The organism is Ferrimonas lipolytica, from assembly GCF_012295575.1.
Taxonomy (GTDB): Bacteria; Pseudomonadota; Gammaproteobacteria; order Enterobacterales; family Shewanellaceae; genus Ferrimonas; species Ferrimonas lipolytica.
The window spans coordinates 2,286,442-2,301,021 of sequence record NZ_CP051180.1 but is presented as its reverse complement, the minus strand read 5'-3'; the positions used below and the strand labels follow the sequence as shown (position 1 = coordinate 2,301,021).

Below are 14,580 nucleotides of genomic sequence, written 5' to 3'. Positions count from 1 at the left end.
CCTAAGGCAAGGGGGATTCCAAAGGGGGCGAAGCTCCCCGCTAATGCATACAAGAATGTGCCGTCGCCAGCGCGACATAACCCCTTAAGAGCCTGCAACCGGTAGAGCCGAAGGCTTGATATAAACCTCAACACTTAACTGTGACACAGCCATAACTAATCGCGCCGTTGAGTGAGTAACAACTCGCTCAACGGCGCGATTTTTGATGATGGCTTAGCACCGGCCCCCATCGCCCAACGGGCGGGCCCATAGAGGGTATCTTAGTTGCTCATCAAACACGGCTGCACTGAGCGCTCAAACCTGCTCCATTTCCACACTTATTGCAAGGTTATAGATCACGTCTGTGGCACGTAATATTCAACTAGAAGACGATAGGATTAATCTTTTTAATCGGTTATACCTATTTAGTCGAGGTTTCTAGAATAGCGCCATACTTAATTACACGGATCCTTACCCATGAAATCTCGCATTGCAGTAGCGATTTTATCTACCTGTGGCATCTCGCTGGCATTTGCTGGTGAACCTATTCAACCGATTGAAGCAGCGGTTATCACTGAGCCGGGCAAAGTCGAACTGGGTAAGAAGTTGTTCTTTGAGCCGCGCTTATCGAAATCGGGTTTTTTGTCGTGTAACAGCTGTCATAACCTCGCGCTGGGCGGCGGCGATTTGTTGCCAACCTCGATTGGTCATAACTGGCAGCAGGGACCTATTAATGCACCTACCGTACTTAACGCTAAGTACATGCTGGCTCAGTTTTGGGATGGTCGAGCCGCTGACTTGCAAGAGCAAGCTGCAGGCCCAATTGCGAATCCGAAAGAGATGGCACTAGAGCACGAAGTTGCACTCGACGTACTGCGCTCAATGCCAGCTTACCGTGCCGAGTTTAACGCAGTTTACGGCGACGAAACGATTAGCCTTGATCAGGTGACTGATGCCATCGCTAAGTTTGAAGAAACCTTGGTAACCCCAGACAGCCGCTTCGATCTCTGGTTGAAAGGCGATAAGCAAGCTATCACCGCTTACGAGCAAGAAGGCTACGAATTGTTTAAGAGCAGCGGCTGTGCTGGCTGTCACAGCGGCCCAGCGGTAGGCGGTACCATGTATCAAAAGATGGGATTACGCGAACCGTTTGAAACCGATAACCCAGCCCAAGGACGTATTGATGTAACCGGTAAGTCGTACCATCGTATGGTGTTTAAGGTGCCAACGCTGCGTAATATCGATTTAACCTACCCGTACTTCCACGACGGTTCGACCTACGATCTGACCGAAGCGGTTATCACCATGCAGAAGGTTCAGCGTGGCAAGGATCTTCCTCTTGAAGAGGCGGAGAAAATCACCGCATTCTTACAAACCTTAACCGGTAAACAGCCGCAGATTGTGATGCCAATTCTGCCGCCATCCAACCGCAATACTCCTCAGCCACAGCCGTTTGTTGACTAAGGCTTGAGCGAGTAGGGATAAACTTCCGTAATCAAATGCAGACCGGTTAGCGCGCTAATCGGTCTGTTTGTTTTTGCGGATGACTGTGGCAAAGTCCAGTCATCCAGTTGAAGTGAAGGGTTCGGTAACGATGGAAAAATTTGCCGCCATTTGGCAGCGTGCCGCAGAGCGTAAAGGCGGAGATGAAGGCTTAACCGCGTTGTTGCCACAAGCCAATGACCAGCTAGCGTCCATGACCGATGCGCAAATGTTATCAGCCATGAGCAGTCAGATCTTTAAGTCTGGCTTTGTGTGGCGCATTGTCGATAACAAATGGCCTGCGTTTGAGCAGGCATTTTGGGGCTTTGAACCCACCAAGCTGTTAATGATGTCTCCTGAGCAGATTGATAAACGTGCCAGTGATACAGCCTTAATTCGTCATGCTAAGAAGATCAATTCGATCTTTGATAACGCGCAGATGATCCTCAATATCGGTTATGAGCAAGGTAGCTTTGTCCAGTGGCTGGCGGACTGGGATAGTCGCGATATCGTTGGGTTGTGGCAGCAGCTTAAAAAACAGGGCAATCGCCTTGGCGGTAACACCGGCCCCTACTTTTTACGGGCTATCGGCAAAGATACCTTTTTACTCACCACCGATATCGTTGCTTACCTTAAGGCACACCATATCCTGGACGCGGCACCAACCTCGAAGAAAGGGATGCAACAAGCACAAGATGCCTTTAACCAATGGCAGGATGAAAGTGGCATGACGATGGCACAGATCTCACGGGTGATAGCCTGCTCCGTTGGTGATAATCGCCTTTAAAGGCCGAGTTAGTATCAAACTGTTAGTGGCTGCACCTTTGGCTAATAGCCTCTATGAGGCGTTGCAATGCTGGGTGTACTATCAGCGTTTGATCCGCTTCAACGCCTGTTCAAAAAATTCACTGCCTTTAGCTTCCGTTACGTCGATATTGTTCAGTGGGATCTGCTCAGGGTTGGGGTAATGGTTTAGTACCTTCTCCATGCTCTGTTCTCGAATGATATGCAGGGTTGGGTAGGGCGAGCGATTGGTGTAATGACCGGGTGATTGTGCGGGTTCATCATCGAAAAAGTAATCAGGATGGAAGTTAGCAAGCTGAAAGGTGCCTTCATAGCCAAGCTCAAGCAAATGATCGCTGGCGTCCTCGACGAGCTCTAAGAAACGCTCAAACTGGGCGAAGCCATGGGTAAATATGAGTAGTGACGTTTCAATCGCTGGCGTTGCTGCGAGGCGATCGCACTCGTCCTGAAGATCAGTTAGCGCTTGGTTGAGCTTGGTCGCATCTGAGGCGGTATAGGCAATGGTGTTGTTTACAAATTCCTTCTTAGCGAAGGGGCAAAAGTTAAGACGGATCACTATCTCGTCTAGCCATTGCTTGGTTTGTAAAACCTCTTCAATTTCATTAGATACAACTGTCATAACGTTTCCGATAACTCAGGCTAGCTCCATCAGCCTGCAGCATACGGCTAACTTAAACTAACAAGCAATGCTATCGGCTGGATTGTGATAATAGCCAATGGCGATTAACGGCAACCATAAATAATAAAGGCTGTGTCTTAGTTAGCTGTTGAAGTTTATCGTAAGCCTTCGGCTCTACCGATTGCAGTACTTTTAAGGGGTGATGTCGCGGTGGCGACGGCACATTCTGGTATGCATTAGCGGGGAGCTTCGCCCCCTTTGGAACCCCCTTTGCCTTAGGTCGCAGTCTAAAACGCTTCGCTGAACTGCTCCAATGCGGCAGCAGATCAACTGCGGTGGTGCTTTATCCTTTGTATCACGACTCGCCTAGCCAGTGCTTTAACTGCCTTGGAAAGAACAACACTTAGTTGGTACACAACCATAATAAAGCCCACCGAAGTGGGCTTTGGTTAAGTTAGTCGCCAGCGGTCAGCCAAATAGCACTCGGGTCGCGAGTGCTTTTTGAATGGCGACCACGTCGGTGCCGCGCTTAAGCTCTTGCTTAATCGGTTCGGATTGGCCGGAAATCCAGATCTTAAGTTCGGCATCGAGATCGAAGTGTCCTGCGGTTTCAACGCAAAACTGGGTAATGGCCTTATAAGGTACCGATTGGTAGGTGACCTTGCTGCCGGTAATGCCTTGTTTATCAATCAAGATCAGCCGGCGGTTGGTGAACACAAACATATCGCGTACGAACTTGTACGCCATATCGACCTGCTCTTGCTCGGCCATAATCGGTGCCAACTCTTCCGCGATTTCATTGACGTCTTGCTCACTGGCGTTACCCATAATTCCATCTAACAGACCCATCGATATCTCCTTTGCGAGGGTTAGGTTTACAGTGCCCATCAAACCATAATTTACGCGGTTTGTTTAATGAACATGAGCAACAAAATGTTGGTGGTCATTCCGCTGGAGTATGAGTAGGACTTGTGGAGACCACCGTATGCCGTGGCTTACCTGGGAAAAAGCGGTTAGTTGACTGTTGGTAAGCGCGGTAGCTTGGTCTCTTTTGCACTGAGTAAAACTCCGCTGGTACTGCCCCCGTGTAGTAAACCAAGGTGGTATACATGATGCGTGATGTAAACAGTAAGCCTGCCCCGCACAGAGCCCAAATGAGCAGTGTTTCGCCGTTGTATAGTGCCAGCCATGATGGGATAGCGGCAATAATCAGCCCGTTCCACACCATCCATTCGGCAAAGTAATTCGGGTGGCGGCTGTAACGCCATAAACCAACATTACACACTTGATTGGTTTTGCCTGCGGCCTGCATCGACTTAACGAACTGCTGCTTTTGTCGATCCGCCATCGCTTCCATTGCAAAGGCGGCCAGCCAGATAACTAAACCAATCACCTCGAAAATCGAGATAGTGGGTGATGGGTTAGCGCTAATAATAAAGGCAGGTAGGGCCAGAAAAGAGGCGTTGCCTAAGGCTTGCAGAATGGTTTCTATCTGCATGGTGAGTTTGACGTTGGTTTTACCTAAACGTTGCCAACGTCGGTGTTGGTACTGGTATCGAGGCAGTTCGGTTTGCAACTCGCCTAAACGCCACATACGCAATGCTTCCAGCCCCATGCGGCTACCGGCAAAGCCGTAGGCTAAAACAACTGCAGTAACGCGCTGGGCTTCACCTTGAGCAAACGTCATCGTAACCAAAGCAATAATGACTAAGCCCCAAGGCCAACCTATATCGACATAAGACATGCGTCCAGTTGTCCAGGTAGGCCAACACACTACCAATGCAAATAGCAGCAGTTGTAACACGCCATTGATGGCACTGATTGCGGCAAAGTTATTGCTCAACATGAGCACTAACCAGCCCCCAAGGAATGGCAACAGTGGTGTTATGTATTTCATTGAAAACCTTAATGTTGGTGGCAGTCGCAAGCGCATTTATTGCTAGCGGTAACGCTGCAACTAAGATCAATGATTTACCCTTGAAAACACAATGGCAAGGCAATGAAAGATATTCAGTGTCGATGTGAAATAGAAACGGGGACGAGACAATATTTGTGGTAATGATTCTCAATTGAGCTTGAAGCATTTGTGACGAATAACAATTTTTAGATCTTAGTCTCATTATCGTTGAGCACTAATTTGATCTCTGTGGTAGATTGCCGCCTCAAATATTGGAGTACATATTTCATACTTTCAATGCGAATCGAAAGAATAGGTGAGAAGGGCCAATAGATGAATTGGAATGAGATCGTTTGGCCGTGTGAATTGAGCGATATTGTTAAACAGGGGTTGTGTCAGTGCGCGGTAGAGATCGTTGATCTTGAAGAACACAAAATCGACGGTAATCGCTGGAAAATGGATGGCCTGTATTACATCTCCCAGGGTGGTGTTGGGGTAAGTGTTCGTCCGCCGGATTCAAACTTTAGTGCGTCAGCCATTTTAGGTGCAACCGACTGGATGGGTTCAAACAGCATCTTCAGTGAGGTGAACTATTACCCCATATTTATTGAGTTGGCTCCGCTAAAGATCCTTTATTTTCCTCGGAAAAAGGTTGAGCAGTTAGCTCAGTCAAATCCTGAGGTTTATACCTTGTTGTTCCATGCGTCTCGTTTGATCACCGTGCAGTGGCTACGAGCTTCATGTGCTGGCTTGTACAATAGAGAGAAACGGTTAGCTCGAGTCCTGATCAACTATTATGAAAAGCTGAACGGCAAAATCGACGGTTTAGAAGACGGCACTATTGCCGTTTCGCAAATGCAGCTCAGTCAACTGGTTGGCATGACGAGACCGCGAGTCAACGAAACCCTAAAGTTGTTTGAGCAACGTAAGTGGATATCCATCCAGCGAGGCAAGATAACGCTCAATGAGCTGGATATACTCTTCAACAAAGCCAAGGTTTTCTAACGGCAGCGCTGTTGTTTCGGCGGGGAGTAATCGTCTTTGATTCGTTTTCGACTTACCCCCGAACCATAAATCGCTCATTTAGCTGTGCCCGCGCCATGCGTTGATGTGGGTGAGCAGTAAAGTCTCATACTCGAAATACGCGATGCACATCGAGTCGCTGAACGGAAGTTTTAGCGTGTCAGCGGCGCTATTTTTCAAAGACTACTAGCAGAGCTAGTATAGGTGAGACTACAGCTACCCCATGCAGCCTCATCTTTTCGTTTAATATTGGTAGCGACACTGATAGATAGTTAGCTGGCTCTCTGTGACGCCATACACCAACCTATCTGTGTCATTGGTCACTGCGTGAATGCGTTATTATTTTGCGGCCTTTTTTTAAGAACGTAGAATGTCCCCTTCCGTGCCGTCCAGTATGAGACTTTATTACTCTCCCATAGTTGAAGTTGACTAATGTCAATGATTCCCCACCACCATAGGCGTACAACGGATGCAGTGCATCCAATGTTGATGGTGGGAGAGACCATGCAAACCCTTACTTTTAATAATAACGACCACATGCCTATCGTTGGGTTAGGCACATGGAAATCCGCTCCGGGTGAGGTAACTAAAGCGGTTAGCGATGCCATTGAAATTGGCTACCGCCATATTGATTGTGCGCCGATCTATGGCAATGAGCACGAGGTTGGTGTGGCGCTAAAACGCTGTACCCAACTGCGGCAGATAAAGCGTGAACAACTGTGGTTAACCTCAAAGCTATGGAACGCCGATCATTACCCTGAAGATGTGCTTCCTGCGTTAAAAAAGACCCTGTCTGACTTAGGTTCCGATTACCTCGATCTCTACCTTATCCATTGGCCGGTGGCGATAAAATCGGACTTGCAGATGCCCGAATCTGGTAGCGACTTTATTAGCCTCAAAGACGTTCCGATCATCGAAACCTGGCAAGCGCTGGAAGAAGTACACGCTGAGGGGTTAGTACGACATATCGGTGTGTCCAACTTTGGGCCCAATCGGCTCACTCAATTGTGTAATCAAGCGACGATAAAGCCAGAGATGAACCAAGTTGAATGCCACCCTTACTTACAGCAAAGGGCTTTGCTTGAGTGTTGTCAGGTTAACAACGTTCACCTGACTGCGTACTCGCCGTTGGGCTCCAAAGACCGTCCCGCTGCGTTGCAAGCCAGTGGTGCACCGACATTATTGGAAGATGCGGTGATTAATGAGGTCGCTCACTACCACCGTGCTACCCCAGCGCAAATCTTGATCGCTTGGGCAATTCACCGTGGTACCAGTGTTATCCCTAAGTCGGTTCATAAGGAGCGCTTGGTTTCGAACTTCCATGCCATTGATATCGAGCTCAGCAACACTGAAATGGAGCTCATCGGCAAGCTCAATAAAGACGCTCGATTTATTACCGGCGAGATCTGGACAGGCGAAGGCAGCCCTTACACCCTTGACCAGTTGTGGTGGTAATTGACAGGTACTAGGGTTGGCCGGCCAATGGCCGGCTCTATCCTCTGCTCAATACCCACTGATTAGGTCGAGACTAGCCTCGCGTAATCCAACATCAAGGCATTGTTCTACCTCACCTCGAGCTCGCTCTTCTGTCAACGGCGGTAACGCTGCCGTTGACAGTTATCGGAGATACTGAGCAAGCCGCTGCCAACCAACAGCAAAGACATCAATGAGAACAGCCACGTAAAAGGGTTGTTGAAGCTGCCCTGATTAAAGTAATCCATAAAATGTAAGCGGAACATCCAATCGGCAATGTCGGTATCACTGTTTTTATGGCCGACTAACTGGCCACTGCTGGCATCGAGGTAAACCCGAGTTTGCAGGGCATCATCAAAGTCGACTCGCCACAGTAAATTACATTGCTTGGGCCATTCTGAGGCTTGTCCTGCTACCTGTGTAGCAGCGAACGCAGTGCCTGGGCCCATGTACGTATCACTGGCTAGTGTCATTGCCAGCAGCTTATCAATATGCGCCACTGCACCGGTTTGCGCATCCAACAGCGTTTGTTGCTGGCATTGGTGCAGATAACGACGTTGTTGGTGGGTTAGGAGGTAGTGGGGTTTGCCTGCAAGTAGCGTCAACGAAACTCGTTCGGTATTTGGGTAGCTGGCCAACAACTGGCTAGGCTCAACTAACGCAAAAGTCGATAACGGTAACTTTTGGCTCGGCATCTCGTGGCCGCAGTGATAGGCCATCCCCTTAAGTTGATCGTGTGGGGTTAGGTTAAAATAGATCCCGGTAAGCAACCAGAGGAGCAACTGAATAGCGACTAAGGTACCAGCAAAACGATGCCACCAACGTAAGCCCCGAGTATTGAGTAACGGCATTATATTCGCCCTCGCTGCAATCGCTTCAGCTGCAACCAAATACCGGCCAGAACCGCCACAATGCTGAAAATTGAGGTGGTCAGTAGCAGAGCGTTATCGATGTCGACGCCGTCGTCGTAATCCATAATGTGGAAGCGCCAGAACCAGTCGAACAGTCGCCAAAAGTGATGGCGACGGCTAACCACTTCACCACTTTGCATCGACACATAAAGTGTGCTGGAGACCGCATCGTCGAAACTCACTTGCCATACCGGTAGGTGGCGGGCGCTCAGCTCAGCTGGCGGGTCTTGCTGAATGGCGGTGACGGTTGTTACGGTAGCATCACTGGGCATATTGGCTTGTGCTACCGTTTGCGCCTGCAGTGCCGAGAGCTGGGGTAGCACTTTACCGTTAATCGCATCGATAAGTAGAGGTCGGTCGGTGGTAACCAAATAAAAGGGGTGTTGGGCGACCGTCACCAGCTCAACTTGGTCTGCGTTAGGGTGTTGCGCCAAGACTTTTGCGAGTGGGTAGTTAAGCTGAATTGAGTTGAGTTGAAGTGGCTGCTGGCGGTAATGATCGCCCCGAATGTAGCCCAAATCCATCCACACAAAGTAGCTGCCACTGATAATCCAGATCAACATTGGCAGTGCGAGCACGAGCATCATACGGTGATGCAATTGCTGCATCGACATCCATTTTGTTAATTTTGACATAGGGTCAAGCTTTAAGCCGTAAATTGTTATTGCTGTTGAAGCAGTGGCTCTGGAACCAGAGCCACTGGCTAAGGTATTGAATTACATTATCATCTTAATACCAACGTAGTAGCGTCGACCCAGTAAGTCGTAGGTCATGGTGTTGGTATTACCGTCGGTATAGCTCTGATGATATGGCGCATCACGATCAAACAGGTTGTCGATGCCGGCCATTAGGTTGATCTGCGGGTTGATGTCGTAACTCAACTGGACGTTGTGGTAAAACACTGAGCCGACGGAGTCGCCGATATCACCTTCATTGGCGTATTGGTCATCAGCACCACCGATATACTGCACGTTATAACTGCCTTGCCACTCATTTTTCGCTGCGGTGAAATAAAGATTACCACGCCATTTGGTGTAACTGCCGTCATAGCCGATGGTGCCTTCGCGATGTTCAACTGGTGCCCCTTGGTAGGTTTGAATGCTGTATTCATCCAAGTAGCTCAGCTCTAGGGTGGTATTGGTGTCGAATCCGGCGAGGCTATGGGCGAAGAAGGCGCCAAAATCGATGCCCGATACGGTTTCTGTGGCGGCGTTGCCCAACTGGGTTTGCAGATAGGTTACCTCGCCGGTTACTGGGTCACGGCTAAACTGATCGTCAGAGCAGAATGGGTGGCTCATGTCGGCACTGTCGTAGCAGGCGGCGAGCTTGCTTGAACCATTAACTGAGTTGATGGCGTTCTCAATCTCAATGTCGTAGTAATCAACGGTAAAACTTAAGCTGTCGATCCCCGGTACGTTAATGACTAAGCCGACGGTTAAGGTGTCTGCTTCTTCTGGCTTCAGATCAGGGTTACCGCCGCGATCGGTCAAGGTTGTGCCATCTTGCTGGTAGTCGCTTGGCACACCAGCGGCACGACAGTTAGCGTAGCGGTTGGAGTTTGGGTCCAATGATGTCCAATCGGAGCAAGGATCGGTGGTGTTCATGTAGCCTTGCGAGATCCCACCAAATAGCTCGGGAATATTTGGTACTCGGAAGGCGGTTGACTTAGTGGTGCGCAGAGTCACTACCTGATTAAGCTGCCACTGCAGCCCCAGCTTGTAGTTGGTATCGTCGCCAAAGGTATCGAAATCGGAGTAGCGCAGCGCCGCAGTCATCTCTAGCTTTTGTGCCAGTGGTGCATCAACCAATAGCGGTACGTTCGCTTCAAGGTAAACCTCATTAGCACGGTAGTCACCGTCAATGGCATCTTGCTGGGCGGTGTTGGCTTCGCCACTTACGGTGAGGTCATCGGGGTCGCTCCAACCCTCCTCTTGGCGATGTTCAAAGCCGGCTGCAATAGCAACCATGCCCGCAGGCAGTTCAAACAGGTCGCCGGTAATGTTAGTAGTAAAACTGAGTTGCTCATTGCCACCACTGTCTTTGGTATCGACCAACAGATAATCCAGCATCTCATCAGTAAGCGAGTTTTGCCCCCAAAAGTTGGCACAAGGAACGGCTGGATCGGCACTGCAACTGTCGTAATCAGTGGCATTGGCCAAGTTAGTGTTATTGATAACATTGGTTACCTCGAAGCTGCCGGTATTACGCCCCCAGTTGATCGCTGCGTCCCAGCTCCAGTTATCGCCTAACTCGCCACGGAGCCCATTAACAATTCGCCAAGTATCGGTTTCTACATAGAAGTCTCGTGGTGCTTCGCCCAAGCGGCGGCTTTCTAACAGAAAGTCCTGATCAGTCGGGTTTGATTCGTGCCAGCTGGGGATCACCACGTTTTTCACGGTTTGTGGGGTTGCGGTCATCTCAGTTTCGCGGCGGGTATACATCGCTTCAGCGAAGAAGGTGAGGTTGTGGTTGATGTCTATCTCACCGGCGCTGAACAGGTTAAATCGTTCAATTGGCTGCACCGCATTAAAGTATTTAAAGTAGTTAAGGCTGTCGTCACTGCTATAAGGTTTGCTGCCATCGGGGAGCAACAGCACTGAATCCCCTACAGGATTGCCATCGCTATCAAGATAGTGGCCGCGCCCTTCGCTAATGTGGGAACTGCCACTGCAAACCAGCTCGCCATCAACCTCCGCCAATGGACACTCTGCGCGGCTGGTCATCTTAACCTCTTCGGTTTTGTCGTAACTCATGGCGACATAGACACTGCTGTTGTCGCTAATGGTACCAAAGGTGAGATCGAGGTTAACCTCTTCGCCATCACCGTGATCGGTTTGGCCGCCACGGGCAGAGATCTCAAAGCCATCGACGTAATCTCGGGTGATGATGTTGACCACCCCAGCAACTGCATCAGCACCATAGATGGCAGACGCACCGTCTTTTAATACTTCAACACGGTCGATAATGCTTAGGGGAATAGTATTGAGATCCACTGAGGCGTTGGCACCGGTGCCACTATTAACCATGCGGCGACCATTCAGCAGTACTAACGTGCGGTTAACACCGATGCCACGCAGATTGACCTGAGTTGAGCCATAGCCGCCGTCGGTCCAGTAGGCGTTGGTTTGGTTGCCAGCAAAGCCGGCGGAAGCCGACATCCGCTGCAATAACGCCTCTACCGAAGTCACCCCTGTTGCTTCAATATCCGCAGCATCAAATACCGTGATTGGGGCGTAAGAGCTGGTCTCTGTTCGCTGGATCCGACTACCGGTAACGACCATGCGTTCAATTGGTTCTACGGCGGTGTTTGTTGCCGCCAGCGCCGTTATAGGAGCCGCGCCAATGGCTACGATGAGAGACGATAAAGCAGGATTAAAACGCATAGTACAGTCCAATTGCAGTATGTAGCTTCCTAGGGGAGAGGAGCGCCAAAAGAGTTTTCTGCATAGTGGCGAAGGGACTTCAAACAGACAATGACAGATCCGCAAAGTGCGACAATCGGTCGCAGCCAAGTTGAGCTAGCTCTGATAAATGAGCACTATCGAGCACTGCGTTGTGTTAACAACGACTAGCAATGACCGTATCGGTAGCTGCGCTAATTAAATGATAATAAAAGTAAAATGTAGGTGTGGCTAATGCCATATGACGCTACATATATAGCGCTGTGTCGTAGTTAGCTGTTGAAGTTTATCTTAAGCCTTCGGCTTCACCGATTTCGGCGCTTTTAGGGGACTATGTCGCGGTGGCGACGGCACATTGTTGTATGCATTGGGTGGGAGCTTCGCCCCCTTTGGAATCCTCCTTTGCCTTAGGTCGCAGTCCAAAACGCTTCGCTGAACTGCTCCAATGCGGCAGAAGATCAATAGCGGTAGTGCTTTACCCTTGTATCGCGATTCGCCTAGCCAGTGCTTTAACAGCCTTGGTAAGAGCAACACTTAATTGGTACACAGCCCATATATAGCGCTGTTGTTTCAAGTGAGGAGACTTACAGCGTGATGCATTGTCAATAATTAATCGTTGCGGCGATAATTTTTTTAGACTTTTTTATGTTTTTTGAGCAGTAAAAAACGCTGAATCTTATTGTGGTGTGCTGTACCTCTCAGCGTCTTACATTTGCCTCGTTTAATTTAGTTGTCGCTAATGTTGTGGCGTTCGACGCGTCATAAGACAATAAAGTAATAATGAAGGATGAATGATGAAACACTTTGGCCGTTTAGCCGCTGTAAGCTTGGCAGTGGCGTTAACTGCGGGTTGCAGCACCACTACCGTGACTGACTCCGCTGCCGTAGCTCAAGATCAATCTTCGCATGCGCTCAAAAGCGCTGTACCTCAAGACCCAGCTTTACGCCTTACTACAGCTGAAGTGATGAACATTTTAGCTGGTGCAGATGCGGACAATTACGTGCTTATCGACTCGCGCCCAGCCACCAAGTTCTTGGCTGGTCATGTTCCCGGAGCAATTAGCATCCCCAAAGCGAAGATGCAGCAACAACTAGCAACATTGCCAAAAGATAAGACTTTGGTGTTTTACTGTGGCGGTTTGAACTGTCCACTTAGCCCAGCGGCAGCAAAGATGGCAATGGCCAATGGTTTCAGCAAAGTAAAAGTATGGTACGAAGGCAGTCCGGGTTGGGCTCAAGCGGGTAATTACAGCATCATTGAGACCAAGGGTTTACAAAAGCTGCAAACCAGCAACAAACCGTTTGTGTTAGTTGACTCACGCCCAGCGATGAAATTTCAACAAGCCTTCATTCCAGGGGCGGTATCGTTGCCAAAGGCAGAGTTCCCCCGTAAAAAACATCTCCTTCCTGGTGATAAGTCGACCATGGTGGTGTTTTACTGTGGAGGCTATCACTGCCAGCTAAGCCATCAGAGTGCCAAGATGGCCATCGACGAAGGTTACTCCAAGGTGTCGGTATACGCGGCTGGCTCACCTGAATGGAAACAAGCGGGTTTACCGATGTGGGGCAGTCAAGGCTCTGCTGGTATGCAAACGGCTAAAACCGGTCTTGCTGAAACAATTGAGCCTGCAGAGCTGACTCAATTGATGGCTGCCGGTAACGTTACCATTGTTGATGTACGTACTGCAGAGGAATACGCTGCTGGGCATTTGCCTGGTGCGGTGCATGTATTCGATGAGGACTTCATCTACAAATCTGAAGCAGCCTTGGCTAAATTACCAGCCAGTGGTCGGGTGGTATTGGTTTGTGCCAGTGGCGCTCGAGCCGGTGGTGCTTACGCTACCATTCAGGCCGAAACAAACTACGCCAACAAGGCCAAAGTACAATACCTCGACAGCAGCATCAGTTACGCTGCAGATGGCAGCTACACCGTTGGTCAATAACGCCTGATAGCCTAATCGTTTAACAGTATTGGATAGATACCGTTAGTTGGTTGGCATTACAGCCTAAAAAGCGGCAAGTGCTTAACTTGCCGCTTTTTGTGTTTATCGACTGCCTATTTCACACTGAACTGGCCGTTGGACTTCACGTACAGCACCACTTCGGATTCGGTTTTAATAATGTGTTGGCCTTGTGTATCTGAGCTAAAAAAGCTGCTTGGTGTTAGCTTGGTTAGCGCTTTTTCCTCATTCCAACGGTAGCTTGCCGTCCCTTTTACCACCACCGCTTTTAAGCCTTTGGCATTGCCGATGCTGCCGTTGAAACCGGCAGGCAGTTTTACAAAGCTGCCATTTGCCGCTTCCGGTGCGCCCCATAGGTATGCGATTTGTGCATGACCAGAGTCCAGCCAGGTGGCGTCATTCACATTCAGCCAAAATACGTTGCTTTCATCAACGTTGATTGGGCGTTCGCCGTTATCAAATGCATGCTCTTCTGGTTGCACCAAGTAGGGACCACTGTCGATCTCTAGGTAGATTAGGTTGTCTTCGCCATTGGCGGCGGTGATGTGGCTTTCACCAGCAGGTTGAGTCCAGAAAGAGCCACTTGGTAGCCACATTTTGTCAGCGTGTTTGTCGTCGTTGTGCATCAACCCTTCAATTACCACACCGCGGTAACTGATGTTGTGAATGTGTGGTGGTGAAGAGAACCCTTTTTGAAACTTCACCAGCATGCCAGTAGCCATATCTTTGGTGCGATCGCCCCATAGATCAGCGGCTTTCGGGCTCGCGTCGCCACGGGCAGGGTTGAGCATGCCCCAGTCGATGTTATCGGTAGAGATAACGGTGTGATCGGCAGCGATGGCTGGCAAAGCTAGTGTTGTAAATAGAGCAGCGATAGCGGTCAGTTTTAATGTACGCATGATGGGCATTCCGTAATAACTAAAATCAAAGAGAGTCTATGTTCGTTCGGCTCAGCATTGGCATTGATTCGGGCAAGTTGATCTAGCTGAACCTCAGTTGGGCTAACTAAATGAACTCATGGTTGCCGACC

Annotated in this window: 12 protein-coding genes; 5 read left to right on the top strand and 7 right to left on the bottom strand. The window is 49.4% G+C overall.

Features of this window, described 5'->3' with window-relative positions:
* The first annotated feature begins 456 nt into the window (after positions 1-456).
* Positions 457-1,443 carry a cytochrome-c peroxidase gene (locus HER31_RS10585; protein WP_168660547.1) on the top strand — a complete coding sequence of 329 codons (987 nt, stop codon included), beginning with the start codon at positions 457-459 and terminating at the stop codon, positions 1,441-1,443.
* Between the two features lie 130 nt (positions 1,444-1,573).
* On the top strand, positions 1,574-2,248 hold the full coding sequence (locus HER31_RS10580) for a DNA-3-methyladenine glycosylase I (protein ID WP_168663280.1): 675 nt from the start codon (positions 1,574-1,576) through the stop codon (positions 2,246-2,248).
* A gap of 81 nt (positions 2,249-2,329) precedes the next feature.
* Here the strand turns inward: HER31_RS10580 and HER31_RS10575 are convergent, their stop codons facing one another.
* The 3 genes from HER31_RS10575 to HER31_RS10565 all read right to left on the bottom strand — a co-directional run bounded on the left by HER31_RS10575 (position 2,330) and on the right by HER31_RS10565 (position 4,781).
* Positions 2,330-2,884: a DUF1415 domain-containing protein gene (locus HER31_RS10575; protein WP_168660546.1), complete on the bottom strand. Its 555-nt coding sequence runs from the start codon at positions 2,882-2,884 to the stop codon at positions 2,330-2,332.
* Positions 2,885-3,352: 468 nt separating this feature from the next.
* The gene (locus HER31_RS10570) at positions 3,353-3,733 is read right to left on the bottom strand and encodes a PH domain-containing protein (RefSeq protein WP_168660545.1); all 381 of its coding nucleotides are present in this window, start codon (positions 3,731-3,733) and stop codon (positions 3,353-3,355) included.
* A 94-nt stretch (positions 3,734-3,827) separates the two neighbouring features.
* The gene (locus tag HER31_RS10565) at positions 3,828-4,781 is read right to left on the bottom strand and encodes a DUF1295 domain-containing protein (protein ID WP_168660544.1); all 954 of its coding nucleotides are present in this window, start codon (positions 4,779-4,781) and stop codon (positions 3,828-3,830) included.
* Between the two features lie 333 nt (positions 4,782-5,114).
* Here HER31_RS10565 and HER31_RS10560 point away from each other — a divergent pair, with 333 nt between their 5' ends.
* Together HER31_RS10560 and HER31_RS10550 are read left to right on the top strand one after the other, a co-directional pair.
* Positions 5,115-5,786, top strand: a complete 672-nt coding sequence (locus tag HER31_RS10560) for a Crp/Fnr family transcriptional regulator (RefSeq protein ID WP_168660543.1) — start codon at positions 5,115-5,117, stop codon at positions 5,784-5,786.
* A gap of 522 nt (positions 5,787-6,308) precedes the next feature.
* On the top strand, positions 6,309-7,259 hold the full coding sequence (locus HER31_RS10550) for an aldo/keto reductase (protein WP_168660542.1): 951 nt from the start codon (positions 6,309-6,311) through the stop codon (positions 7,257-7,259).
* 134 nt (positions 7,260-7,393) lie between these two features.
* Here the strand turns inward: HER31_RS10550 and HER31_RS10545 are convergent, their stop codons facing one another.
* The 3 genes from HER31_RS10545 to HER31_RS10535 form a co-directional block, all read right to left on the bottom strand.
* On the bottom strand, positions 7,394-8,128 hold the full coding sequence (locus HER31_RS10545; RefSeq protein WP_168660541.1) for a PepSY domain-containing protein: 735 nt from the start codon (positions 8,126-8,128) through the stop codon (positions 7,394-7,396).
* Entirely contained in the window at positions 8,128-8,823 is a 696-nt protein-coding gene (locus tag HER31_RS10540; protein WP_168660540.1) for a peptidase, read from the bottom strand. Before HER31_RS10540 ends, HER31_RS10545 begins: the two co-directional genes overlap by 1 nt.
* Before the next feature lie 81 nt (positions 8,824-8,904).
* Positions 8,905-11,571, bottom strand: a complete 2,667-nt coding sequence (locus tag HER31_RS10535; protein ID WP_168660539.1) for a TonB-dependent receptor — start codon at positions 11,569-11,571, stop codon at positions 8,905-8,907.
* 809 nt (positions 11,572-12,380) lie between these two features.
* Here HER31_RS10535 and HER31_RS10530 point away from each other — a divergent pair.
* On the top strand, positions 12,381-13,532 hold the full coding sequence (locus tag HER31_RS10530; RefSeq protein WP_168660538.1) for a rhodanese-like domain-containing protein: 1,152 nt from the start codon (positions 12,381-12,383) through the stop codon (positions 13,530-13,532).
* Positions 13,533-13,645: 113 nt separating this feature from the next.
* Here the strand turns inward: HER31_RS10530 and HER31_RS10525 are convergent, their stop codons facing one another.
* Positions 13,646-14,449, bottom strand: a complete 804-nt coding sequence (locus tag HER31_RS10525; RefSeq protein WP_168660537.1) for a DUF4437 domain-containing protein — start codon at positions 14,447-14,449, stop codon at positions 13,646-13,648.
* Positions 14,450-14,580 lie beyond the last annotated feature (131 nt).

Bases quoted from the DNA above. Each gene is read 5' to 3' on its own strand.
- HER31_RS10560 (WP_168660543.1), top strand. From the start codon at position 5,115: ATGAATTGGAATGAGATCGTTTGGCCGTGTGAATTGAGCGATATTGTT.
- HER31_RS10550 (WP_168660542.1), top strand. From the start codon at position 6,309: ATGCAAACCCTTACTTTTAATAATAACGACCACATGCCTATCGTTGGG.
- HER31_RS10565 (WP_168660544.1), bottom strand. From the start codon at position 4,781: ATGAAATACATAACACCACTGTTGCCATTCCTTGGGGGCTGGTTAGTG.
- HER31_RS10545 (WP_168660541.1), bottom strand. From the start codon at position 8,128: ATGCCGTTACTCAATACTCGGGGCTTACGTTGGTGGCATCGTTTTGCT.
- HER31_RS10570 (WP_168660545.1), bottom strand. From the start codon at position 3,733: ATGGGTCTGTTAGATGGAATTATGGGTAACGCCAGTGAGCAAGACGTC.
- HER31_RS10525 (WP_168660537.1), bottom strand. From the start codon at position 14,449: ATGCGTACATTAAAACTGACCGCTATCGCTGCTCTATTTACAACACTA.
- HER31_RS10535 (WP_168660539.1), bottom strand. From the start codon at position 11,571: ATGCGTTTTAATCCTGCTTTATCGTCTCTCATCGTAGCCATTGGCGCG.
- HER31_RS10580 (WP_168663280.1), top strand. From the start codon at position 1,574: ATGGAAAAATTTGCCGCCATTTGGCAGCGTGCCGCAGAGCGTAAAGGC.
- HER31_RS10575 (WP_168660546.1), bottom strand. From the start codon at position 2,884: ATGACAGTTGTATCTAATGAAATTGAAGAGGTTTTACAAACCAAGCAA.
- HER31_RS10585 (WP_168660547.1), top strand. From the start codon at position 457: ATGAAATCTCGCATTGCAGTAGCGATTTTATCTACCTGTGGCATCTCG.
- HER31_RS10540 (WP_168660540.1), bottom strand. From the start codon at position 8,823: ATGTCAAAATTAACAAAATGGATGTCGATGCAGCAATTGCATCACCGT.
- HER31_RS10530 (WP_168660538.1), top strand. From the start codon at position 12,381: ATGATGAAACACTTTGGCCGTTTAGCCGCTGTAAGCTTGGCAGTGGCG.